This window comes from Halobellus sp. GM3 (genome assembly GCF_052545375.1).
Genome location: NZ_JBQWLT010000001.1, coordinates 142,751 through 164,110, shown reverse-complemented (window position 1 = coordinate 164,110; position 21,360 = coordinate 142,751). Strand labels below are relative to the sequence as shown.

Below are 21,360 nucleotides of genomic sequence, written 5' to 3'. Positions count from 1 at the left end.
AAAGCAACGGACGCAGCCTAAGACTCTCCCCACACCGCAGCAACAGGTGGTGGCCGGTCAGTTTCCACCAAAACCGAAGGCTCGTCAGGTTCGTGCATATTCCCCTCGATGACTTCGAGAGAAGTAGCCTGCGAGGCTGTTACCGGCATATCCCAGTAGGCGTACGCACCGAGGTAATCAATCGAGATCCAGTGTTCCGTTCCAAGTTCCCGAAGCGTCGCCTGCGCACGACCAGAGTCTAGTAGTTCGTCTAGATCTGGTTCATAGACCCAAGTCTCAGCGTATTCTCTCGACAGCGCGATCACGGTTTCTTGAGAGGCCCATTCAGCAACGTCGCGCGCCTCACCCTCTAATTCTGGCTCTTCCAGATCAATCACCCGCTCGATCCCGTGTGAGGTAGACCAGAACTGTTTGTCCGTCGCCCAGTAGAGCGCGAGCTTCCAGACGGCTTCCTTTGAGTCGTCTTCACCGGAGGTAACCGTTTCCCGGTCCTCGAAGGATTCAGCGACGTTTGAAAGCGCCCCGTACGTAGCGCTCAGGTACTTGCCGAGATACGAGCCTGCGGTTTTTTGGAAAATAATCTCATCGTCGCCTTCCATATTCACGAGGTCGTGCTGTCCGGCGCGTTCTGCGGCCTCTTCGCGTGATAGGTCGTTATCTCCGTACCGGTACCAGTCGACCCACCCCTCGGAAGAGTTGAACCGCACGTCGTCGAGATCGTGCTCTCGTCGGTACCAGTTGAGGATCGTGTCCTCCGTACACTCCTGAACCAAAGTCGACACGCCTAGCTCGTCCAGAGAGGAACCGACAAACGGCACGAGATCGAGCACTCCGTTCTCTTCGGGGTCGTCCGGGTCACCGGCTGGGCGGAGATCGTCGCGAAACACCAGCGGGCGAACGTCGACGATCGAACCCTGCCCGTAGTCCGACCATTTCTTAGACAGCTCTCCTTTGTCGATCAGCCACGGCATTCCGTCGGACTCGCGTCTTGGCGGATTGAAATAGAGCGTATGGAGGTGAGGCAAGCCACCGGATGCGAATTCGAGCACTTTCACGTAGTCGAGCGTCTGCCGAGGGCGGCCAGTCACTTTGTCGTCGAGATCGGGACGCCAGCCAGCTACACCGGCCTCTCGTGTGTCGGCCTTCGTCGACGGATCCGAGGAAAGGTACTGCTGGAGCCGGTGAAAGTTCGGATTAATGTTCTGCGTCGAATCAAGCAGAGAATCGTTTAGCTTCGGATCTGTGGTAAGCGTCGCGAACGCTGCGGTCGCGCCCGGCTCGGCGCGCGCGTCGAGCGCATCCTGAAGTCGAGCGAAGGACCGGCCGTGACGATCCTCGGAGTTGAACCTAGTTTTGTACTCCTTCGTCATCCGCCGCGTTTCGGTCCCTTTTCGAGATCGAACGTGTACGTCGAAGGCTAATCGGTAATCGTCGATGCGCCGAATGTAACGAAGAAGCCCCTCAGCCGCAGCAGACTTCTGAGCGTCTGAAAGGTGGGAATCCACCGATTCGAGCATCCGACGGACGAAATTACGATCAGAGAGGGTTCCGTCGTCGGGGCTCGCTGTTTCACTAATGCCTGATGAAATCAAGTCAAGAAGCCGCAGGGTGGGGTGGACGGAGGTCGATCCACCAGAACTTTCGAGACGGACGAATCCGGCAGCTTCAGCCTTTTTTGTAAATCTATAAGCAAACTGATATTCTGAATCACTACCGTCGATCTCTTCCTCAGCCGCTCCTCGTTCAGCTATCCGGTCGAGCGCAGCGTCATGGCGCTCCTCAGCGTTGTACCAGTCGAGATTATCGAAACCAACTGTATTCCGCCACGGTTCCTTTCCGTAGACTCTGAGCCCGTAGAGGCCGACGTGGACCAACTTAGAGCGTAAGATTCCCTCAGGGCGTTCTGCGACGAGTTGAAGAAGACGCGCGCGGTCGCGATCTCGTTCTGTGTACGATCCGTCGACCAGCTGCCCACGGCCGAGCAGTCCCTCCGCTTCCAACTCTCCGAGTAGGTAGTCACGGATGGGGGATGTGTTACATCCGTCGGAGATGGAAGTGGAAGTACTCATAGAGAGAAGGGTCTAGAGAGGTAGCAGTCGATCCGAGAGCGGACTGATCGAATCAGTCACTGGATGACCTCATTGGATCAGCAGCCGCAGCACCGCCCCGCACCGCCTCTCGTTCGCCGCCGCCCGGGGGTCGGCGGCGTGCGCGCCTCCGGGCCCCCATGTGAGGGGGCCGCTCCGTCGCTTGCGGTGGAAGGCTCAGGCCACGAAGTAGCGCCTCAGCAGCCCAGATAAGACCGCGGTGGAGCTTATCGATCGGCTCACCTCGGTCAAGAACGGGGACAGAGTGACAGAGTTGGCACTCTCGATACCGTGCGTGAGGCTCTTCGCGAGTAGTGATACAGCCGCACCGACAGCACCGGCAGTGATATCGAACGTACTTCGGACCGAGACGCTTGAAATTCACCGGAGCCACCTCCGGCGATCGGCTCGGTGAGAACGTCGAGGAGCTGCATTGCTTGGCAGAGCGCGCGACCCCGGACCCCGCGAGGGGGCCCTCCGGCGCGCGCTCAGGCTACCCCACTCACTGAATAGGGGTAGGTAGGTAGAGGGGTGGGAAACCCGTGATATACGGGCTGAGGAATGTGGAGCCGGACCAGATGACCAGCCTAACCAGAGGCTCGAACGCAGCCTATCGGCGGATATTCCCTCAGCCGCGGTTTCGAGTTGGGTTTTCGACGGACAGCGGAGGCCCGCGGGTGCCGAGCAGTTGACATTCGTCTCAGAAGGGGGGTATGCGGGGGTAGCTAAAACGTAGAATACGCGTGTTAGAAGCCGCCTATACCCTGTTTCCCAATCGGGTAGGAAACGAGGGTTTAGTACATGGGCCCTATGGGCTTCGAACCCATGACCACCCGGTTATGAGCCGAGCGCTCTGACCAGACTGAGCTAAGGGCCCTGCGGTCTATCGTTCCGCGGTCTCCCTCTTAGACGTTGTCGTTGGGGACGCCCGGCCGGATCGCAACCGAGACACACCCGCGGCTCGAACGTCGGCACCGAGAGGAAGTGACGCCGTCGCCAGGACTCGAACCTGGGACCACCTCGTTAACAGCGAGGTGCTCTACCAACTGAGCTACGACGGCTCTCTGTCCGCACACGAACGTACACCGAGGTAGTATGATAGGGCTTTCGTTTTCCTCGCAACGGGACCGAGAATCACCCCACAGACACGCGGGCAGACGGGCACCAGACCGACCGTCCGCTGGCGCTTGCATCGCATCGACACCCTTTCGCCGGCGCCCCTCGAAGCCGCGACAACGATGGCCGACGCCGACGAGAGACGCCGAGTGATCGAGCGCGTCCGCGAGCGCGTCACGCCCGACGCCGCGGAGCGCGAGGCGATGCGGTCCGCGGTGGCGGCGCTCACAGAGCGCGTTGAGGCCGAGCTTTCGGATCTCCCGGTCGAGGCCGACGTCGTCCAAGTGGGATCGACCGCGCGCGGGACGTGGCTCGCCGGCGACCGCGACATCGACCTCTTCGTCCGTTTCCCCGCGGACCTCGAACGTGAGACGCTGGAGCGCTACGGGCTCGATATCGGCAACGCGGTCCTGCCCGACGGCCACGAGGAGTACGCCGAACACCCGTACGTGACCGGCGAGTTCGAGGGCTTCGACGTGGATCTCGTCCCCTGCTACGACGTCGGCGACGGCGCGTCCCTCCAGTCGGCGGTCGACCGGACGCCGCACCACAACGCGTACCTCGAAGCGCGGATCGACGACGACCTCGCCGGGGAGATCCGCGTCTTCAAGCAGTTCCTGAAGGGCATCGGCGTCTACGGCAGTAACCTCAGGACCGAGGGGTTTTCGGGGTATCTCTCGGAGCTTCTCGTGCTCGAACACGGGGGCGTCGACGCGCTCCTCCGCGCGGCGGCGGACTGGCATCCGCCCGTCAGTTTCGACCCCGAGAACCACGGAACGGGATCGCACGACGACACCCTCGTGATGGTCGATCCGACGGACCCAGAGCGGAACGTGGCGGCGGTCTGCTCGGCCGAAAACGTCGCGCGCCTTCAGCACTACGCGCGGGGCTTTCTCGACGCGCCGCGGGCGGGACTGTTCGAGTCGCGGGAGCCCGATCCGCTCGCGCCCGCGGCGGTTCGCGCACACGTCGAGCGCCGCGGGACGACGCCCGTCGCCGTCGTCTTCGACGCGCCTGACATCGTCGACGATCAGCTGTATCCGCAGCTCAAAAAGTCGCTCGCGGGCGTCCGCGGCGAACTCGGTCGCCGGGGGTTCGGACCGATCCGCTCGACGGCCTTCGCCGACGACCGCGCGGTCCTGTTCGTCGAACTCGCCCACCGCCGACTCCCGGCGATCGAGCGCCACGACGGGCCGCCGGTGGCCGTCCGCGGGCACGCCGACGGGTTCTACGAGGCGTACGCCGGCGAGAGAGACGCCCCCGATGAACGCGGAGGCGGGGGCACACCACCGGAGACCTACGGCCCATTTATCGACGGCAATCGGTACGTTGTCGAGCGCCCCCGGCCGTTCACGGACGCCGTCGATCTGCTCCGCTCGGACGAGCTGTTTTCGGTCGGACTCGGCGCGCAGATCGAGTCCCGGTTAGCGGACGGCTACGACGTGCTCGTCGGCGACGACGTCGCGACGCTGTGTGAGGAGTTCGGCGTGGAGCTCGCGTCGTATTTCGACCCGCGCCCGTAGGAGCCGCCCGCCTCGGCGGTCCGATGGCGCTGGCGTTTTTCGCGCCCTCACCCGTCGAGGTGGTGCGCCTCGCGGACCTCTTCGACGAGCCGTTCGGTGTCCTGGTTGGGGTCGCTGTCGGGGTCCATCGGGGTCCGTCCGTCGAACGTCTCGTGGACGATCGAGACGCCCTCCGAGAGCGTATCGAGGCCGTATCCGCCTTCGAGGACGAACGCCAGCGCCGCGCCGACGTCGTCGGTGAGCGAGCGGATCCGGTCCGTCAGGAGCGCGTACCCCTCGGTCGAGACCCGCATCCGAGAGATGGGGTCGTGCCGGTGCGCGTCGAAGCCGGCGCTGACGATGAAGAGATCGGGATCGTACCGTTCGACGACGGGGCAGAGCAGTTCGTCGACCGAGAGGAGGTAGTCGGCGTCGTCCGCGCCCGCCGCGAGCGGGACGTTCAGCGTCGTCCCCTCGCCGTCGCCGGTCCCCGTCTCCTCGACCTCGCCCGTGCCCGGGTAGAGCCCGTCTTCGTGCACCGAGGCGTAGAGGACGTCGCCCTGGTCGTAGAAGATGTCCTGCGTGCCGTTGCCGTGGTGGACGTCCCAGTCGAAGATGACCGCGCGGTCGACGTCGGTGTCGGGGTCATCGAGGACGGTCTGCGCGGCGACGGCGGCGTTGTTGATGAAGCAGAATCCCATCGCGTCGTCCTCGACGGCGTGGTGGCCCGGCGGTCGACCGATCGAGAAGGGCGTATCGCGGCCGCCTGCGCCGTCTACGGCGGTCTCCGCGGCCCACTGGGCGAGTCCGGCGGACACGAGCGCGGCGTCCCACGTCTCGCCGGACGCGACGGTGTCGGGGTCCCAGTTGCCGCCGCCGTCCTCGCAGAACCCACTGATCTCCTCGACGTACGCCGGGTCGTGGACGGACGCGACCGCGGTCTCCGACGCCGGCTCGGCCTCGACATAGGAGACGCCGTGGCGCTTCGAGAGCGCGCGGCGTATCGCGCGGAGCCGGTCCGCGGTCTCGGGGTGACGGTCACCGGTGTCGTGTGCGAGACAGGTCTCGCTGTAGCCGAACTGCATACTACTCGAAGAGGGCGAAGTACGTCTCGATGTCTTCGGCCTGAATCGTCCGCCGGTCCGCGTGGCGAGCGAGCGTCGCCGCCGCGCTGGCGACGTTGTCGGCGTAGTCCTCGAGGATGTCCGCGAGGGCGATCCGGGCGTCCATCGAGACGCGGTATCGGTCGTCGATTCGGAGGCGTGCGATGCGATCGATCGGGGCGACGGGCAGTTCGAGTTCCCGGCGGCTCACGACCTGTTGAACGTCGAAGTCCTCGGCCATCAGCGTCTTTCGACCGTCCTCGGCCGCCCGTTCGGCGGCGTCGACGGCGAGCGCCGCCCCGTGTTCCTGGACGCGACGAGCGAGTTCCTCGGCTGCCCCGGCGCTGACCCGGAGGTCGCCGGCTCTCCGTCGAATGATGGTGTCCACGGGGGCGAACGGCAACTCGACACTCATTACCACATATGCGGTTCGACCGGCGTATAATCCTTTCCTTGACATCCTCTCGGCCCGCAGGCGGCGACTCGCCTGCGCGGACGCGACGGCGCTTGCCGTGGGGACCCGACAGCACTCGCGGCGGAGCGCCGAGTTGACACCAGCGCTCGCGCTCGGCGATACTGTCGATCGGCGGTGCTGTCGACGGGCTCCAGTGGGTCGGACGCGCCTCCTACTCCGGGCGCTCGATGTCGTCGGCGTCGATCGTGCCGTCGCGGGCGGGACCGGTGACGGTCACTTTCTCGCCGAGTCGGAGTGACTCGTCGGTCTCGACGCTCCGCGTCTCGGCGCCGTCGTCGAGGACGACGGGCGACCCGGCTTGGACGACCGTTCCGGTGAACGTCTCGGGTTCGCCGCCGTCGCCGGTCTCCCCGTCCGGCCGCTCGGCGACCGCGGCGGCCGCAGAGCCGGCTCCGACGCCGCTGGATCCGGCCGCTTCTGTCCCGTTCGAACCGCCGCCGTCGCCGAACGCACCCAGCCCAGTCGACTGGGCCGCGTCCGCCCCGGTGTCGGCGGCGTCCTCGGGGGCGTCGTCCATCACGCTGACCGCCGACTGCCACCCGGCGGAGGCCTCGAGGTCGTCCTGGTAGCCGTCCTGAATCTCGACGTCGGTGAAGACCACGTAGTCCGCGAGGTCGATGTCGCGGTCGGCTTTCTCCCCCCACAGCGCAACCCGGATATCGCCGGTGTCGTCTTTGATTCGGACGTTTCTGACCTGTCCCTGCGAGCCGTCGTCGCGGTCGAACGTCCGCTTCGGATCGGTCTCGATGACGCCGCCGGCGATGTCGACCGTCTCGCCGATCTCGAGCGAGCCGATGTCGCGCGTGTCGGGGACGTACTCGATGTCCTCTTCGAGTTCCTCGACCGCGCCGCGGTTGCCGACGTGCAGTTCGAGCGTGCCGTCGCGGTCTCTGACGTACCCGTCGACGACCTCGGCCGACTCGCCCGCGGAGAACTCCTCGGCGAGGTCCGCCTTCTCGTCCCAGAGCGTGACGCGGATGCGACCGGTGGAGTCGCCGAGCATCAGGTTCGCGACGCGGCCTTCCGAGCCGTCGTCGCGGTCGAACGTCCGCACGCTGTCGGTGCTGAGGACGCGGCCCTTCAGGTTCACGTCCGAGAGCCCGAGCGCGAGGTCCTCGACCCGGTAGGTGTCGAGCGCCTCCACGTCGACCTCCGCGTCCGGCGCCGGCTCGACCTTGTCGACGTCGATCTCGACGCCGTTGTAGCCCTCCTTCGGCCGACCGGCCACGCGGAGGACCTGCCCGACTTCGAGGCGGTCGACGGCGTCTTCGGCCATCCCGTCCCACATCGCGATTCTGATCCGCCCGGACTCGTCGGCGACCTCGACGTTGATGACGTGGCCGTCCTCGTCCTCGCCGTCGCGCTCGAACGTCCGGAGTTCGCCGACGCTCATCACCTTCGCGAGGAATTTGACGTCGTTCATTCCCGGCGCGACGTCGGCGACGCCCTCGACCTCCTCGTCGCGGAGTTCGTGGGCGATCAGCATCGCCGCGGTCTCCTCGTCGGCGAGCCCACCCATCTGTTCGACCTTGTCCTCGACGGCGGCCTCGAACTCCTCGAAGTCGACGTCGGTCTCGAGGTCCTCGTACACGTCCTCGATCGCGCCCATCTACGCGACACCCCCACAGTGACGGCCGTCGGGTCCGAGCGAGCGACCCGCGGTTCGAGCGAATACGGCCACAGGCATATCCACAGCCAAGGCAGGACGCCGCTTAAGGGTTGTCTTGTCGCCGGTTCGACTCCGCGACCCGGCGACGGGTCCCGCCCGTCGTCCTCCGGTGAATCCCGCCTGTCGCCCTCCAGTTCCGGCTTCGGTTCGTGACACGGCGGGCGTGGGTCGCGTTCGTATATGAACGTTCGCCGGCGATCGGTCCGTGCATCGGCGACGGGACCGGCTACCCTGCCACGTCGACAACGGGACCGGCTACCGCGTCACGTCGACGACGGTCCGACGGCCGTCGACGTCGTCGTGGACGACCCGGACGGACGTCGGCGGGTCACCGTCGATCGAGAGTTCGACCTCGTAGCCGAGGTTCACGAGCGCCTCCGTGCAGGCCTCGTCCTCGTCGCGTTCCTCCACCGCGGCGACGACGACGGTGATCTCGTCTGCCCCCGCGTCGTAGGCGGCGTCCCGAAGCCGCGGAACAGTGCAGCCGTTCTTACCGACGACGCAGCCGACGACCGAGACGGGCCCGTCGCCGCCGAAGTCGACGGTCGCCTCACCGGGGTTCGGACAGCGCTCCCGGCGCGAGAAGCGCGCCGTGAAGCGGTCGCCCGTCGCGGTCGAGGTGTCGGTGTCGACGGTCCCGGCTGGCGTTTCCGCGCCGTCGGTGTCCGTGGAACCGTCTCCCGGGGCGCCCGGGCCGGCTCCGCCTGTGCATCCGGCGAGTGCGACTGAAATGAGGGCAGTGACGCCTGTGAGGACCGTGCGGCGGCGCATACTCGTAGTGAGTGGAGGGGCCCAAAAGCGGTATCGGAGGTTCAAACGTCCCCTTGTGTCACGCGCACGTTCCCCCGTCTCGCGCGGCGGGCGTGCCGTGTGCCGCCGTGCCGCGGTCCGGGAGCATCGTAACCCTCATAAGTGAATGCGGAGTACGGAGAGATGAGTCCTGGTAGGGTAGTGGACTATCCTCTTGGCTTGCGGAGCCAGGGACCGGAGTTCAAATCTCCGTCAGGACGCTCACTTCGTCACCGGCGACGCCGTCGCCGGTTTCAAGCGAGAGCTTCGCTCTCGCCCTGTTCGCGACCTGACTTGCTCCACGCTCGCGTCCGCTCGCGTGGAACTCCGTCAGGACGTTTCTCTGCAGCGCAACACGACGAGCGGAGCGAGCGACCCGGAACGTCTCGGCGAGTTCAAATCTCCGTCAGGACGCTCACTTCGTCACCGGCGACGCCGTCGCCGGTTTCAAGCGAGAGCTTCGCTCTCGCCCTGTTCACGACCTGACGTGCTCCACGCTCGCGCCGCTTGCGTGGAACTCCGTCAGGATGCGACACGTTACCGGCGCAACGCGACGAGCGCAGCGAGTCGCCCGCGCCGGCTCATTCCGCTTCGTACCGCGAGGGAGCGTCCGCGTCCTCGTCGTCCAGTCGCCGGACAGAGGACGTCGTGCGGCGACGGAGTCGGCGGGGTTCGGGGTCAGCGCTCGCGTCGGCGTCGCGGTCGCGGGCGTCGGACGCCCACGATTCGTGGCAGGAGGGGCAGTAGTTCCCCTCGTAGCCGTTCGGTCGGACGAACTCGGTACCGCAGTCCAGACACGTCACACGCCGGCGGGTCATCGGTGGGGGAACGGTGAGGGCTGTGCGATCATGATCGGTACACGTGAGAGAACGCCCCGCATGCGGATAAGTTCGTCACCGAGCGCCGCATATATACTCGCGCGGCGGCGACGAGAGACCGTGCAGGACGCACTGCGAATCGGGGTCGCGGTCTTCAACGCCGGTGACCACCGCGCCGCACACGAGGCGTGGGAGGAGCCGTGGCTCGCACTCGACGACGGGGCGCCCGACGAGCGGTTGCTCCACGGGCTCATCCAGTACGCAGCCGCAGTCCACCACGCCCGTCGGCGAAACTGGAGCGGCGCGCGCGGCCTCGCCGAGAGCGGGGCGGAGTACCTCGCAGGCGTCGACGACGACCACCGCGGCGTGAACGTCGCGGCGGTCCGCGCGTCCCTCCGACGACTCGCTGCAGATCCGGAGTACGCGGAGCGCGCTCGGCCGCTCGCGCTCCGGTACGACGGCGACGCGCTGGAGGCGACCGACCTGTCGTTCGCGGCGGTCGCCGCGGCTGCGACGCTGCTCGCGGCCGAGTACGACGCCTTCGATGAAACCGTCGTCGACGACGCGGTTCGGTACGGGCGCGAGGCGATCAGCGAGGAGACAGACCGCGGGTCCGAGGGCTCGCCGGCGTCGGTCCCGTCCGCGCGGTCCCGCGGGTTCGTCGGGATGCTCTTCGACTTCGTCGCCGACCGCGCTCGGCGGGCGATCGTCTACGACCGGCTGCGGGGACACGTCGAGCGGCGCCGGAGCAGAGAGCGCGACGTCTCGGGGCTGTTCGAGTGACGGGAGCGAACCGTCCGGGGGCCACGAGTAAGTATCACATTCACAACCAACAATTTTTATAACTGAAAGGGAAGAAAACCTATGGACGACTCAACCACTGTTTACGGGTGGGAAGGTGTGGCCGACGAGCCACTGTGTGACGTCTGTGGAGAAGTCGTCGAGGCAGGTGGTGGGGTGAATTTCTATCCCCGTCCTATAGGGGAGAACGCGAATGTATCGGCGTATGAACGCCTTGAACGGACTTGTCTGTGCAACACTTGTCTACGCGATCAACGGACAAGGAACCACGCCTTTGAGAGAGCTGTAGCACCACCATCTTCGGACGGGATGGGCGGTTCCGAGGGTGAGAACGCAACCATAGCTATTGAAGAAAGTAACGGGACATCTCACATATATATCAAATCAATACTCGTCCTCCTCCTGCTCGGTGTCGGGGTTGTGCTTATGATAGAGTCAGTATCGAAGCCGCTTTTGTGGGTGGTGGGAGTGGCTTCATTTTGGGTTAGCTATCAATTGGGAAACGACGTCGCTGGTATACAATTTACGTATGCCGAATAGCAAAATAGACACACGATCACACACTTGGGGAGATGATTATTAAACCAAAAAGTGGTGTTCGCGTCACGCCCCGTCGATGACCCGCTTTTCGCCGTCCCATTCGGCGGAGTTGTCCTGCGGATCGTACCCCAGCACGTCGCGGGCGCGCTCGATCGAGTAGTACTTGCGGTCGTTATCGGAGATGCCGTAGACGATCTCGTAGTCGTACGCCGCGAGCAGGCACCGCTCGAAGAGGTGCGCGCAGTCGCGGTAGGAGAGCCACATCGCCTGCCCGCGCTCGTAGTCGATCGGCGGGTGACCCTCAGTGAGGTTGCCGATACGGACGTTGACGACCGAGATGTCGTGGTGGTCGTGGTAGTAGCGGCCCAACACCTCGCCGGTCGCTTTGCTCACGCCGTAGAGGTTGCTCGGGCGGGGGAGCTCCGTGCCGTCGAGCCGGTAGTCGTCGTGTGAGCGGTACATCTCCGGCGTCCGCGCGTCCGTCTCGTACGCGCCGACCGCGTGGTTCGAGGAGGCGAATACGAACTTCTCGACGCCCGTCTCGACGGCGGCCTCGAACATCGTCTGCGTGCCGTCGATGTTGTTCTGGAGGACGCTGTCCCACGGCGCTTCCGGGCGCGGATCGCCCGCGAGGTGGATCACGGCCCCACAGCCGTCGAGCGCGTTCCGAACCGCCTCGTCGTCGGTGACGTCCGCGACGAAGACGCGCTCGTCGCCGACGCCGTCGGGGACTTTCGCGTCCGGAAGCGGCTCCCGGTCGAGGAGTCGCCACGCGAAGGCGTCGCCGAGGTGGCGCAGAATGGCCTGCCCGACGCGTCCGCCCGCGCCTGTCAAGAGAACCGGGTCGTCCATTCAACCACCTATCGGAGCAGGGAGGCCAAGAAACGTCCGATTTTCGGCGTGATCGCGCGTTGATACGTTCCGCGGAGCGCGGCGGCCGACACGCACTTTGGTTCCGAGGTTCACCGTCGAGTATGCCAACCGAACGAGAAAGCGCGTGCTTCGAGGCCGGCATCAAGTTCGGCTCGCTGTACCACCAGTTCGCGGGGACGCCGGTGAGCCCCGAGAGCGCCGCGAGCCTCGGCCGCGCGATGGAGGAGGCGATCGAGAATCAACCGTACTGCGTCGACGTCGACGTCGACGTCCGAACCGACCGCATCGCCGCGGAGTTGTCCTCGCAATCGGCGGAGTACACGGAACTGACCGGCCGCTTCCTCGACGTCGAGATGCGAATCGAGTACGGGGAGGTAACCGTCCGCACCCGTATGGAGATGGAAGACGACTACCCGCTTATGAAACTCGTCTCGGTCGGAGAGTGAATCCGTCCGCCCGGGGCCGAGAGCGACGATTTCACTTTCACTTTTGGGCGTGTTTTTAACCGTCCCGGCGATGAATCGAGTGGTATGAGTAGCCAGAGCACACTCGCAGACGACGACCTGTTCGGAGAGGCCGCAGCCGAGATGCGCGAGGAGGTCGAGGGACATCTCGCCGACGCGCGCGCGGAGCTCCCCGACGCCGACGCGGTGTGGGAGACCGAGGCGGACAACGTCCTCGGCGTCCTCAACGCGCTCCGGTCGACCCTCGACGCCGGCGAGGCCGAAGCGCATCTCCGGCAGGCAAAAAAGACCTTCATCGTCGGCCAGCGCGCGGACGCCTTCGACGACCCGGAGGAACTCGAATCGCAGGTGGAGGGCGTCGAGGAACTCCTCGGCGCCATCGAGGACGCCGAAGAACTCGTCGGCGACCTCACCGGAACGATGCCACAGCTTCGGAGCCGGCTACAGGACCTCTCCGACGGCGAGCAAGCGAGCGAAGCGGAGGCCGACAGCGGGGAGGCCGACAGTTCGGCAGAGGACGCGGACGCCGACGCGGACGGCGACGCGGACGCCGACGACTGATCAGCCGTCGACCGCCACCGCGGCGGCGTTGGCGGGCACACCAAGGCAACGGATCCGGGGAGAGACGTCTCGACACGGAGAGCGGCACACCGCGACGGCACCGCGCAGCGATTCGGCCGGATCGTAGCCGATTTTTAAATACTCCACGTTCATACCACCGATACGATGAGTATCTTCGATACGATCCGGTCGTCGCTTCGCTCGCTCCTCGGCGTCTCGGACGAGTCGGAATCGGCGCCGTCTGAGTCGGCAGAATCGGACCGCTCTGAGGGGACAGTCTCCGTCGAGCGCGAGCGCGGCGAGGCGGACGCATCGACCGAAGCGCGTGTCAAGGGAGCCGAATCCGAGGTCGAGACAACCGCAGACGCCGACGAGAGCGGCCGCGACGCCGGCGGGGACGACGAAAACGGCGAAGGCGACGACGGCAACGACGTCGAAACAGACGACGGCGACGACGCCGTCGCCGCCGAAACCGATGCCTCCGCCTCGACGGGAACGCTCGTCGACGAGGACGCCGGAAAGGAACCCGCCGAGGTCGTCGAGACCGCCGGCGAGGGCGAGGAGGCGGTCGGAGCCGACGACCTCGATACTGATTCCGATGACGCGCACTCTGCGTCCTCCGAGGAGGCCGTCGCCGCCGAGACCGACGCCGCCGCCTCGACAGGGACCCTCGTCGACGAGGAGACCGGAAAGGAGCCCGCCGAAGCGGTCGTGCCGACGGAGTCCGAATCCGTCGATGGAGACGGCGAAACTGCGGAGGCCGACGACGAAGACGACGACACCGACGCGGAACCGGCCGGCGCCGAGGACGACCGGCCGGTCGAGAGGCTCAAGGGGATCGGTCCCGCCTACGCCGAGCGGCTCGGAAACGCCGGCATCGAGACGGTCGGCGAGCTCGCAGTCGCCGACGCCGAGGAGGTCGCGGCCGACATCGACGTCTCGGAGAAGCGGGTCTCAGACTGGATCGACCGCGCCCGCGACGCGGAGTGAGCAGGCGGTATGCCGACGCGTGACCGGGTGGTATCCCGACGAAATCGCCACGCTTGAATCGCGGTGCGTCGAACGGCGGCCATGGACGAGGAACGTCGCATCGTCGCGGCCGACGAGGTCGACGCCGAGGAGACAGTCGTGTTCACGGCGAAGTCCGGATTCGAGACGACCGAGGGGCTCCTCACGCGCCTCGATGACGGCGCGGTCGTCGCCTTCACGAACTACTGCCCGCACTGGCGAGACGTCCGGCTCGACAAGGGGTCGAGCGCGCTCATCAGAGACGGCCAGCTCGTCTGTCAGAAACACGGCGCGACGTTCGAGAAGGCGGACGGCCGCTGCGACTTCGGCCCCTGTGAGGGCGCCGTCTCGACACGTTCGCGGTGACCGTCGAAGACGGCGCCGTGTACCTCGTCGACGACGACTGGGACGCGGCCGAACCCGGGCTCTCCGAGGAGCGAGACCTCTCCTCGGGCGGTCGGATCGATTTCTAATCGCGAGTGTCGAAGTGAGACGGCGCTTCTCGAATCGAAAAGGGCAGAAACGAACCGCCGACGAATCGAAACGTCGCAAGGAGATAGCGGGAGGTAGATTTGAACTACCGATCTCCGGGTTATGAGCCCGGCGGAATCTCCTGGCTATCCCATCCCGCTATCGAAACGAAGCCGTGGGCTACGGTTAAGGGTTGTGTTTCGCCCGCAGTGTGGCAATTTCCACCGCGATCACGAGCGCGTGATACGCCACGTCAGGAGGCTCTCTGCGACGTAGTTCAGAACCACTGACGCGCCGATCGCGATCGGAATCGGGATCAGCTGCCAGAGGTCGAAGCCGGCGACGACGACGGAGACGTCGAGCTGTCGGAGCGCCCGGACGATCAGAAACTGGACCGCCAGCCCGCCGCTTCGAACGAGGTTCGACCGCAGGAACCGCTTCACCGTCGGGACCGCCCCCGGTTCGCCGAGCTCGGCGAACGTCCAGCGCTCGTTGATCGCGAACATCACGACGATCGCGACCTCCGCGCCGACGAGTTTCGCGTACTCCCCGAGAACGCCGAACCCGACGATGAGCGCCGTCGTCGTCGTCATATCGAACGCCGCGCCGACCGCGCCGACGGAGACGAACTTCCCGAACCGGACGCCGGAGACGAGCGCGTCGACCGTCTCGCGAACCATTCAGTCGGCCTCGGCGACGTCCGCCGCGTCGGCCGCGGCGAGTCGTTCGACGAGCGACCGCCGGCCCGACGTCCGCGACTCGAGCAGTTCGTGCAGGCGATCCGCACGGAGGAGGCGGGCGCGGTGTCTCGCGGTCACGAGCGCCCGGGCGAGCCGAAGCGTCGTTCCGACGGTCGAGACGGTCGATCCCGGTCGGTCCTCCCAGCGGACGGGCACCTCGACGATCCGGCACTCCAGCGCGCCCGCGACGGCGATCAGCTCGATGTCCCACGCGAAGCCCGGTTCGTAGAGATGCGGCCGGACCGCCCGCCACGCCTCGGCGGAGAGCGCCTTCGCGCCGCACTGGTAGTCGTACAGCTGCTCATCGAGGAAGCGGCGCGCGAGCCACGCGAAGCCGTCGCCGAGGCGGCGGCGGGCGAACGTCTGGTGGGAGGCGACGTCCGAGTCCGGATGTCGGCGCGAGCCGGTGGCCAGGTCGGCCTCGCCCGAGTCGACGGCGTCGACGACCGCGGCGAAGGAGTCTGCGGGGGTGCTGCCGTCTGCGTCGGCGAACGCGAGCGTCTCAACCGACTGCGAGAGCGCCTCGAACCCCGCGGTGACCGCCGCTCCCTTGCCGCGTCTGGCGTCGGCGGTCGCGACCTCGACGCGGTCTGGGACGTCGCCGAGACGGTCGCGGATCCCGTCGCTGGGAGCGTCGAGTTCGACGCGGACGACGGCGGGGTCCAGCCGCTCGACGAGCGCACGGAGGTACGCGCGGAGGCGTTCGGGATCGGGCCGATAGGCGGGGACGACGATCCCGACGGAGCGAGTCATCACCCCCAGATACCCGCTTCTGTGTGAAAAACGAACCGCTACCGAGCGGTGCGGCCTCGGCTCGGCCGTCCCGTTCGCGGGGGCCGGCACTGCACCCGAGAGATCGGCGCCGCATCACAAAGTGTATGGTTCGGCGTCGCGCCCCGTGCGATACGGAGTATGGAGTACGCCCTCGTCGTTCGCTGGCTGGTCCTCTACGCCGCCCTCTTCGCGTTGGGGCTCCCGCTCGCCACCCGACTCCTGCCGCGCGCGACGGGGCGCGGCGCGGGGCTGGCCGTCCCCGCGTCGCTCGTCGTCCTCAGCGTCCCGGCCTACTGGGTCGGACAGGTGACGTGGGGCCCGATTGCGCTCGCGGCCGGCGTCTCGTCGCTGCTTCTCGCCAGCGCGCTCTCGGGCGTCGATCTCGCCGCGCTTCGCGACGGCCGGGTGCGCCCCGGCGTCGACATCGACCGCGACGCCGCGACCGACGCCGCCGCCGTCTTCCTGCTCGGATTCGCCTTCCTCGTCGCGATCCGCGCGTTCGACCCCGCGGTCCACCCCGGCGGCGGCGAGAAGTTCCTCGATTTCGGCCTCCTGAAGACGCTGGGGCGATCGACGGTCCTCCCGCCGGAGGACTTCTGGTTCGCGAACGAACCGGTGAAGTACTACTACGGCGGCCACCTGACGGCGACGCTTCTGGCGTGGCTCTCGGGGACGCCGCCGCGGTTCGCCTACAACCTCGCGCTCGCGGGGTTCTACGCGTCGCTCGTCACCGCGGCGTTCGAGCTCGCGGGGGCGATCGGAGCCGACCGCGACCTCTCGGTACGGGGGAGATCGCTCGCCCCGCGGACCGCCCGACGCGTCGCCGGCGTGACTGCGGCGTTCTTCGTCGGCCTCGCGAGCAACCTCGTCACCGCCGGCCGCTTCGCGCTGCTCGCGCTCCCCGACGCGGTGCAGCAGCCGGTCGCCGCGCACGTCGCCGCGCGGACGGAGTACACCGTCCCGCAGATCGTCGCCGGCGCGGAGTCGTTCAGCTACTGGAACGCCTCGCGGGTCATCCCGGGGACGATCAACGAGTTCCCGCTCTTCGCGTGGCTCAACGGCGACCTGCACGCGCACATGATGGGCACGCCGACGCTGCTGCTCGCCGCGGCCGTCGGCTACGCCTACTACCGGACGCCCGAATCGGCGCGGCGGCGACGGCGCGCGCTTCTGTTCGGGGCGCTCCCGGTTCTCGCCGGGTGGCAGGCGATCCAGAGCACGTGGAGTTTCCCGAGCGTCCTCGCGCTCGGCTGGCTGGCGGCGACGTTGGCGCCCGCTGACCCGTCGACGCTGCTTCCCGGGACGGTACCGCTCCGCCGGCGGCCGGGGGAGCTCGGCGGAGCGGAGGAAGCGGGGAAAGCGGAGGCGGCGGAGGCGACCGAGAGGCTGCGCCCGCTCGCCGCGACGGCGACGAGCGAGGTCGGTCGCATCGGTGCTGCCGTCCTCGTGACCGCCGTTCCCGCGATCACGGCCATCATCCTCGCGTCACCGTTCCTCTTGGGCGCGGCGACCGGCGGCGGCGAGCGGTCGGCCGAACTGCTCGGGCCGGAGATGCGGAGCGGTCTCGGCGCGCTGCTTCTCGTCCACGGCGCGTTCGTCGTCGGGCTGGGCGGCTACCTACTCGCGCGGGTCCGCGTCCGTCGACCCCTGGTTCTCCTCGGCGCGCTCGTCGCTGTCGGCTACGTCGGTCACGCGATCGGTTTCGCGGCGCTCGCGGTGTCGGTGCCGCTTCTGGTCCTCGCGTGGGTCGCGCTCCGCGTCGAACGCGGCGTCGGCTACGAGGCGGTGCTCGTCGTCGCCGGGGCCGGACTGGTCACGCTCGTGGAACTGATCTACGTGAGCGAGCAGGCCGGTCCCGGCCGGATGAACACCGTGTTCAAGACGTACGCGCAGGTGTGGGTGTTCTTCGGCACGGCGATGGGCGTCGCGCTGCCCGGACTGGTCTTCGGTGACGCCGACCGCGGCGCGTCCGACGGAAGACGATCGGCCGCGGGGAGTGCAACCGTCCCGTGGCGGCGCATCGGGCGCGTTGCGTCGGTCGCGCTCGTGATCGCGCTGGTGGCCTCCACGAGCGTCTACGGCGTCCTCGCGGTCGGCGCGCACTTCGATCGCGGCCCGGCCGGTGGACCGACGCTCGACGCGACGGCGTTCGTCGGGACGGATCACCCCGAGCAGGCGGCGGCGATCGCCTGGCTCGACGACCGGCCGGGGCAGCCGACGATGCTGGAAGCGCCGGGGACGCTCACCTACGCGGGCGGCACCGACGGGCGCGACCGCGCGATGTACAGTTGGTCTGCCAACCCCGCGTCGAGTCTGACCGGCGTGCCGACTGTCGCCGGCTGGCAACACGAGGTCGGCTATCGCGGACAGGCGGCGTACGGGGAGCGCGTCCGCGACGTGGACGCGATGTACACCGGCAACGCCTCCGTGCGCGCGTCGCTCCTCGAAGCGTACGGCGTGCGGTACATCTGGGTCGGTCCGAACGAGCGCGCTCGCTACGGGTCGGTGTCGTTCGGCGCAGCGGAGATCACCGTCGCTCATCAGTCGGGCGACGTGACGATCTACGAGGTTCGCGGGGAGGGGTGACAGAACGGGCTCGGAGCCGCCGTCAGCGGCTCTCGAACCACTCGGCGAACTTCGCGAGCGCTCGTCCCCGGTGGGAGACGGCGTTCTTTTCGGCGGGGCTCATCTCCGCGAACGTCGTCCCCTCGTGCTCGAAGACGGGATCGTAGCCGAACCCCCCATCGCCCCGCGGTTCGACGATCCGCCCTCTGACTGTCCCGTGAAAGAGTTTCACGGGGAGGGCGTCGCTCTCGGCAGCGAGATCCGAACCTCCGGTTTCGACGCGTTCGACGCCCGCGGCCGCGGCGGCGCTCCGGTCGTCGCGGTCGATCGGATCCGGCGTGGCCGCGAAGTCGTCGCCGTCGCAGTAGGCCATCACACAGCGAAACGACGCCCGGCGCGGCTCGTCTATCTCCGCGGCGACGAGCCGCTGGACGGCCTCGACGCCCAGCGTGTCCTCCACGTACGCGGAGTAGGGGCCGGGGAAGCCGTCGAAGCCCTCGACGAACAGGCCGGCGTCGTCGACGAGGACCGGCTCACCGGCGTGGCGGTAGGCCTCGCGGGCGCCGCGCGCGGCGATCGGTCCGAGCCTAGCGGCCTGGATCTCGGTGTAATCGTAGTCCAGTTGCTCGACGCCGTCGAGGTACTCGCGGGCCTCTCGGACCTTCCCGTCGTTGGTCGTGACGTATCGGAGCATTCGTCCCGACGTTGTCGGGTCGCGAGAAAGCGTCGTCGGTTCCGAGCCGAGCGGGTCGTCGAACGGGAGCGCACTCATACTGAGTGTTCTCGTCTCTTACCGGTGAGCGCCGTCAACGGGCGGGCGCTCACCGGTAACAAGTGAGAACAATCAGTATCAGTCGACGATGACTTCGACCGGCCCGTCGTCGTCTGCGTCCTCAGCCTCGCCCGATCGGGACTGCTGCTCCTGCCAGAGGAGGCCGGCGACGACCGCCAGCGCGATCCAAGAGCGCCAGCTCGCGAGGTTGAGCGTGTAGCCGATGCCGAAGGGCTTCTTCACGAGCATCCCCTCATCGGGCTGCCAGTACGACGAGAGCATGCGACCGAACGACGGTCGCTCGAAGTTGTACGGGATGCCGAGAATCTCGCCCTGTTTCGGTTTGTCTGCCATACGAACCGGTACGCCGGGCTGGAATAAATCGTTTGGGCATCGCTGTGCGTCGCTTGGGGACGCGTCGGCGACACGGTGGTGGCGAACAGTCGGCACGGCCGGATTCCAGCCCACGGACCCGCGCCGACGTGCCGAACAACCGCGGCCCGGCGCGGGGGAGCGCTCAGATCACGCGGCCTCTGGCCGCGTCTTCGTATATAAGCGCGCCGGCGACGGGAGGAGGCCTGGCACGCGACGGAGACACGTCAGAGATCACAGCCACTACTGATACCGGCCGCGCCCCTCGATCTCCCGGAGCCGACGCCGGACGTCGTCTTCGCCCGCCGCAGCGTAGCCCGCCTCGAACGCCTCGAGCAGGTCGGCCGGGGACAGCGCCGTCCCGGCGACGCTCTGTTTGAACACGTGGAGATCCATCGCGTGATCCTCCACGTGGACGGTGTGGTAACCGAGGCCGAAGTCGACGAGGTACGTCCGGTCGCCGCCGACGCGGACGTTCCGGGTGGTCGGGTCGCCGTGGACGAACCCCGCGCCGTGGATCGCAGCGAGGTGCCGGCCGACGGCGCGGCACCGATCGGCGCTGAGCGCCTCGGCGAGGTCCGCGTCGCCGACGTGCTGGAAGACGAGCGTCGCCGACGCCGGGTCGATGTCGTAGACGACGGGCGTCGGAACGCCGACGCGGCGGGCGGCGCTCGTCAGCCGCGCTTCCGCGCGGGTCCGCTCGGACCGGAGCCGCGCATCGAGCGCCGGATGGCGGTACGATTTCGGGATCCGCCGCTTGACGACGCGGTCGCCGTCGAACGTGACCGTCGCCTCGGCGCCGCGGACCGTCCCCGACGCCGCCGGGTCGCGGACGACCGACTCGCCGTCGCCGCGCCAGGTCACCGCCACCTCGTCGGGGCGGAAGTCGGGGTCGACCGACGACTCCGGGACCGCGAGCGTGTCGCCGGCGGCGTACATCTTCGCGCCCAGTACCGCGATCATTCCCGCGTTGTCCCGGAGAAACCGCGGTTCGGGGGCGTGAAACTCGGCCCCGCGCTGTTCGCACATCGAGGCGAGCATCTCTCTGAGGCGTTCGTTCTGTCCCACGCCGCCGCCGAGGACGAGTTCGTCGGTGCCGGTCAGAGAGAGCGCGCGCTCTGCGACCTCGGTGAGCATCGCGAATATCGTCTCCTGTAAGCCCGCACAGACGTCCTCTACGGGCACGCCGTCGTCGACGGCGTCTTTCGCAGCCGACATGATCCCCGAGAAGGAGAAATCCATCCCCTTGACGACGTACGGGAGGTCGTGGTACTCGCCCTCTCGCGCGCGCTGTTCGACCTTCGGACCCCCGGGGTGCGACCAGCCGAGATGCCGAGTGAACTTATCGATTGCATTTCCAACGCCCGTGTCCATCGTCTCGCCGAGGATGCGGTAGCGGCCGTTGTGATACCCCAAGAGATGCGCGTTCGCGCCCGAGGCGTTCAGACAGACCGGCGAGTCGAACCCCGAGCGGTGGCGGCCGATCTCGAGGTGTGCGACCATGTGGTTGACGCCGACGAGCGGTACCGAGAGCGTCCCAGCGAGCGCTCGCGCCGCGGTCCCGACGATGCGGAGACACGGGCCGAGCCCGGGGCCGCGGGAGAACGCGACGGCGTCGACGTCGACGCCCCCACTGTCCGCCGTGTCTGCGGCCCGGTCGAGAATCGCCGAGACGACCGACGGGACGGCCGACCCCATGTGTTCGGCCGCCTCGCGCGGGTGAATGCCGCCGCTATCGGGTTCGTAGGGGTCCGATTCGATGACGACCTCATCGGTTTCGGTGTCGTAGAGCGCCGCGCTCGCGGCCCACGCGGTCCCCTCGATTCCGACGATTCGCATCGAGAATGTGTGTCCGTGTGT

General features: G+C 67.4%; 19 protein-coding genes, 4 tRNA genes and 1 pseudogene. 9 read left to right on the top strand and 15 right to left on the bottom strand.

Annotation, left to right across the window (positions count from 1 at the left end; genetic code table 11):
• Positions 1 to 17: 17 nt before the first annotated feature.
• From ACT3HL_RS00855 to ACT3HL_RS00845, 3 genes are all read right to left on the bottom strand, one after another.
• The gene (locus tag ACT3HL_RS00855) at positions 18 to 2,069 is read right to left on the bottom strand and encodes a hypothetical protein (protein ID WP_445084911.1); all 2,052 of its coding nucleotides are present in this window, start codon (positions 2,067 to 2,069) and stop codon (positions 18 to 20) included.
• A gap of 820 nt (positions 2,070 to 2,889) precedes the next feature.
• Positions 2,890 to 2,964, bottom strand: a tRNA-Ile gene (locus tag ACT3HL_RS00850).
• Positions 2,965 to 3,075: 111 nt separating this feature from the next.
• Positions 3,076 to 3,148 (bottom strand) — tRNA-Asn (locus ACT3HL_RS00845).
• A 177-nt stretch (positions 3,149 to 3,325) separates the two neighbouring features.
• On the opposite strand from ACT3HL_RS00845, the gene cca reads away from it, so the two are divergent.
• The gene (gene cca / locus ACT3HL_RS00840; RefSeq protein ID WP_445084910.1) at positions 3,326 to 4,726 is read left to right on the top strand and encodes a CCA tRNA nucleotidyltransferase; all 1,401 of its coding nucleotides are present in this window, start codon (positions 3,326 to 3,328) and stop codon (positions 4,724 to 4,726) included.
• Between the two features lie 47 nt (positions 4,727 to 4,773).
• On the opposite strand, the gene ACT3HL_RS00835 is transcribed toward cca, so the two are convergent.
• The 4 genes from ACT3HL_RS00835 to ACT3HL_RS00820 all read right to left on the bottom strand — a co-directional run bounded on the left by ACT3HL_RS00835 (position 4,774) and on the right by ACT3HL_RS00820 (position 8,723).
• Entirely contained in the window at positions 4,774 to 5,790 is a 1,017-nt protein-coding gene (locus ACT3HL_RS00835) for a histone deacetylase family protein (RefSeq protein WP_445084909.1), read from the bottom strand.
• A 1-nt stretch (position 5,791) separates the two neighbouring features.
• The gene (locus ACT3HL_RS00830) at positions 5,792 to 6,223 is read right to left on the bottom strand and encodes a histone (RefSeq protein ID WP_445084908.1); all 432 of its coding nucleotides are present in this window, start codon (positions 6,221 to 6,223) and stop codon (positions 5,792 to 5,794) included.
• 211 nt (positions 6,224 to 6,434) lie between these two features.
• Complete coding sequence (locus ACT3HL_RS00825; protein ID WP_445084907.1) at positions 6,435 to 7,892, bottom strand: single-stranded DNA binding protein; 1,458 nt, start codon at positions 7,890 to 7,892, stop codon at positions 6,435 to 6,437.
• Between the two features lie 315 nt (positions 7,893 to 8,207).
• Complete coding sequence (locus ACT3HL_RS00820) at positions 8,208 to 8,723, bottom strand: hypothetical protein (protein ID WP_445084906.1); 516 nt, start codon at positions 8,721 to 8,723, stop codon at positions 8,208 to 8,210.
• 166 nt (positions 8,724 to 8,889) lie between these two features.
• Between ACT3HL_RS00820 and ACT3HL_RS00815 the strand changes: the two genes are divergently transcribed.
• A tRNA-Arg gene (locus ACT3HL_RS00815) sits at positions 8,890 to 8,962 on the top strand.
• Between the two features lie 360 nt (positions 8,963 to 9,322).
• On the opposite strand, the gene ACT3HL_RS00810 is transcribed toward ACT3HL_RS00815, so the two are convergent.
• Positions 9,323 to 9,559, bottom strand: coding sequence for a DUF7564 family protein (locus ACT3HL_RS00810; RefSeq protein WP_445084905.1), 237 nt, complete (start codon positions 9,557 to 9,559; stop codon positions 9,323 to 9,325).
• A 120-nt stretch (positions 9,560 to 9,679) separates the two neighbouring features.
• On the opposite strand from ACT3HL_RS00810, the gene ACT3HL_RS00805 reads away from it, so the two are divergent.
• Positions 9,680 to 10,342, top strand: a complete 663-nt coding sequence (locus ACT3HL_RS00805; RefSeq protein WP_445084904.1) for a DUF309 domain-containing protein — start codon at positions 9,680 to 9,682, stop codon at positions 10,340 to 10,342.
• An 81-nt stretch (positions 10,343 to 10,423) separates the two neighbouring features.
• Complete coding sequence (locus ACT3HL_RS00800) at positions 10,424 to 10,900, top strand: hypothetical protein (protein WP_445084903.1); 477 nt, start codon at positions 10,424 to 10,426, stop codon at positions 10,898 to 10,900.
• Between the two features lie 63 nt (positions 10,901 to 10,963).
• Here the strand turns inward: ACT3HL_RS00800 and azf are convergent, their stop codons facing one another.
• Positions 10,964 to 11,752: an NAD-dependent glucose-6-phosphate dehydrogenase Azf gene (gene azf / locus ACT3HL_RS00795; RefSeq protein ID WP_445084902.1), complete on the bottom strand. Its 789-nt coding sequence runs from the start codon at positions 11,750 to 11,752 to the stop codon at positions 10,964 to 10,966.
• Positions 11,753 to 11,874: 122 nt separating this feature from the next.
• On the opposite strand from azf, the gene ACT3HL_RS00790 reads away from it, so the two are divergent.
• The 4 genes and pseudogenes from ACT3HL_RS00790 (at position 11,875) to ACT3HL_RS00775 (ending at position 14,279) form a co-directional block, all read left to right on the top strand.
• The gene (locus tag ACT3HL_RS00790) at positions 11,875 to 12,219 is read left to right on the top strand and encodes a dihydroneopterin aldolase family protein (protein ID WP_445084901.1); all 345 of its coding nucleotides are present in this window, start codon (positions 11,875 to 11,877) and stop codon (positions 12,217 to 12,219) included.
• Positions 12,220 to 12,303: 84 nt separating this feature from the next.
• Positions 12,304 to 12,798 carry a DUF5790 family protein gene (locus ACT3HL_RS00785; protein ID WP_445084900.1) on the top strand — a complete coding sequence of 165 codons (495 nt, stop codon included), beginning with the start codon at positions 12,304 to 12,306 and terminating at the stop codon, positions 12,796 to 12,798.
• A 165-nt stretch (positions 12,799 to 12,963) separates the two neighbouring features.
• Entirely contained in the window at positions 12,964 to 13,788 is an 825-nt protein-coding gene (locus ACT3HL_RS00780; RefSeq protein ID WP_445084899.1) for a helix-hairpin-helix domain-containing protein, read from the top strand.
• An 81-nt stretch (positions 13,789 to 13,869) separates the two neighbouring features.
• Positions 13,870 to 14,279, top strand: a pseudogene (locus tag ACT3HL_RS00775) (Rieske (2Fe-2S) protein).
• A gap of 84 nt (positions 14,280 to 14,363) precedes the next feature.
• On the opposite strand, the gene ACT3HL_RS00770 reads toward ACT3HL_RS00775, so the two are convergent.
• The 3 genes from ACT3HL_RS00770 to ACT3HL_RS00760 all read right to left on the bottom strand — a co-directional run bounded on the left by ACT3HL_RS00770 (position 14,364) and on the right by ACT3HL_RS00760 (position 15,770).
• Positions 14,364 to 14,438, bottom strand: a tRNA-Met gene (locus tag ACT3HL_RS00770).
• 69 nt (positions 14,439 to 14,507) lie between these two features.
• Positions 14,508 to 14,957, bottom strand: a complete 450-nt coding sequence (locus ACT3HL_RS00765) for a GtrA family protein (RefSeq protein WP_445084898.1) — start codon at positions 14,955 to 14,957, stop codon at positions 14,508 to 14,510.
• Positions 14,958 to 15,770: a glycosyltransferase gene (locus ACT3HL_RS00760; RefSeq protein ID WP_445084897.1), complete on the bottom strand. Its 813-nt coding sequence runs from the start codon at positions 15,768 to 15,770 to the stop codon at positions 14,958 to 14,960. It abuts the gene before it with no gap.
• A 159-nt stretch (positions 15,771 to 15,929) separates the two neighbouring features.
• Here ACT3HL_RS00760 and ACT3HL_RS00755 point away from each other — a divergent pair, with 159 nt between their 5' ends.
• Positions 15,930 to 18,377 (top strand): DUF2298 domain-containing protein, encoded by a 2,448-nt coding sequence (locus ACT3HL_RS00755; RefSeq protein WP_445084896.1) that lies wholly within the window; start codon positions 15,930 to 15,932, stop codon positions 18,375 to 18,377.
• A gap of 22 nt (positions 18,378 to 18,399) precedes the next feature.
• Here the strand turns inward: ACT3HL_RS00755 and ACT3HL_RS00750 are convergent, their stop codons facing one another.
• From ACT3HL_RS00750 to ACT3HL_RS00740, 3 genes are all read right to left on the bottom strand, one after another.
• Positions 18,400 to 19,050 carry a non-canonical purine NTP pyrophosphatase gene (locus tag ACT3HL_RS00750; RefSeq protein ID WP_445085272.1) on the bottom strand — a complete coding sequence of 217 codons (651 nt, stop codon included), beginning with the start codon at positions 19,048 to 19,050 and terminating at the stop codon, positions 18,400 to 18,402.
• A 156-nt stretch (positions 19,051 to 19,206) separates the two neighbouring features.
• Positions 19,207 to 19,482, bottom strand: coding sequence for a DUF5808 domain-containing protein (locus ACT3HL_RS00745; protein WP_445084895.1), 276 nt, complete (start codon positions 19,480 to 19,482; stop codon positions 19,207 to 19,209).
• A 261-nt stretch (positions 19,483 to 19,743) separates the two neighbouring features.
• Positions 19,744 to 21,339, bottom strand: coding sequence for a bifunctional N(6)-L-threonylcarbamoyladenine synthase/serine/threonine protein kinase (locus tag ACT3HL_RS00740; protein ID WP_445084894.1), 1,596 nt, complete (start codon positions 21,337 to 21,339; stop codon positions 19,744 to 19,746).
• Positions 21,340 to 21,360 lie beyond the last annotated feature (21 nt).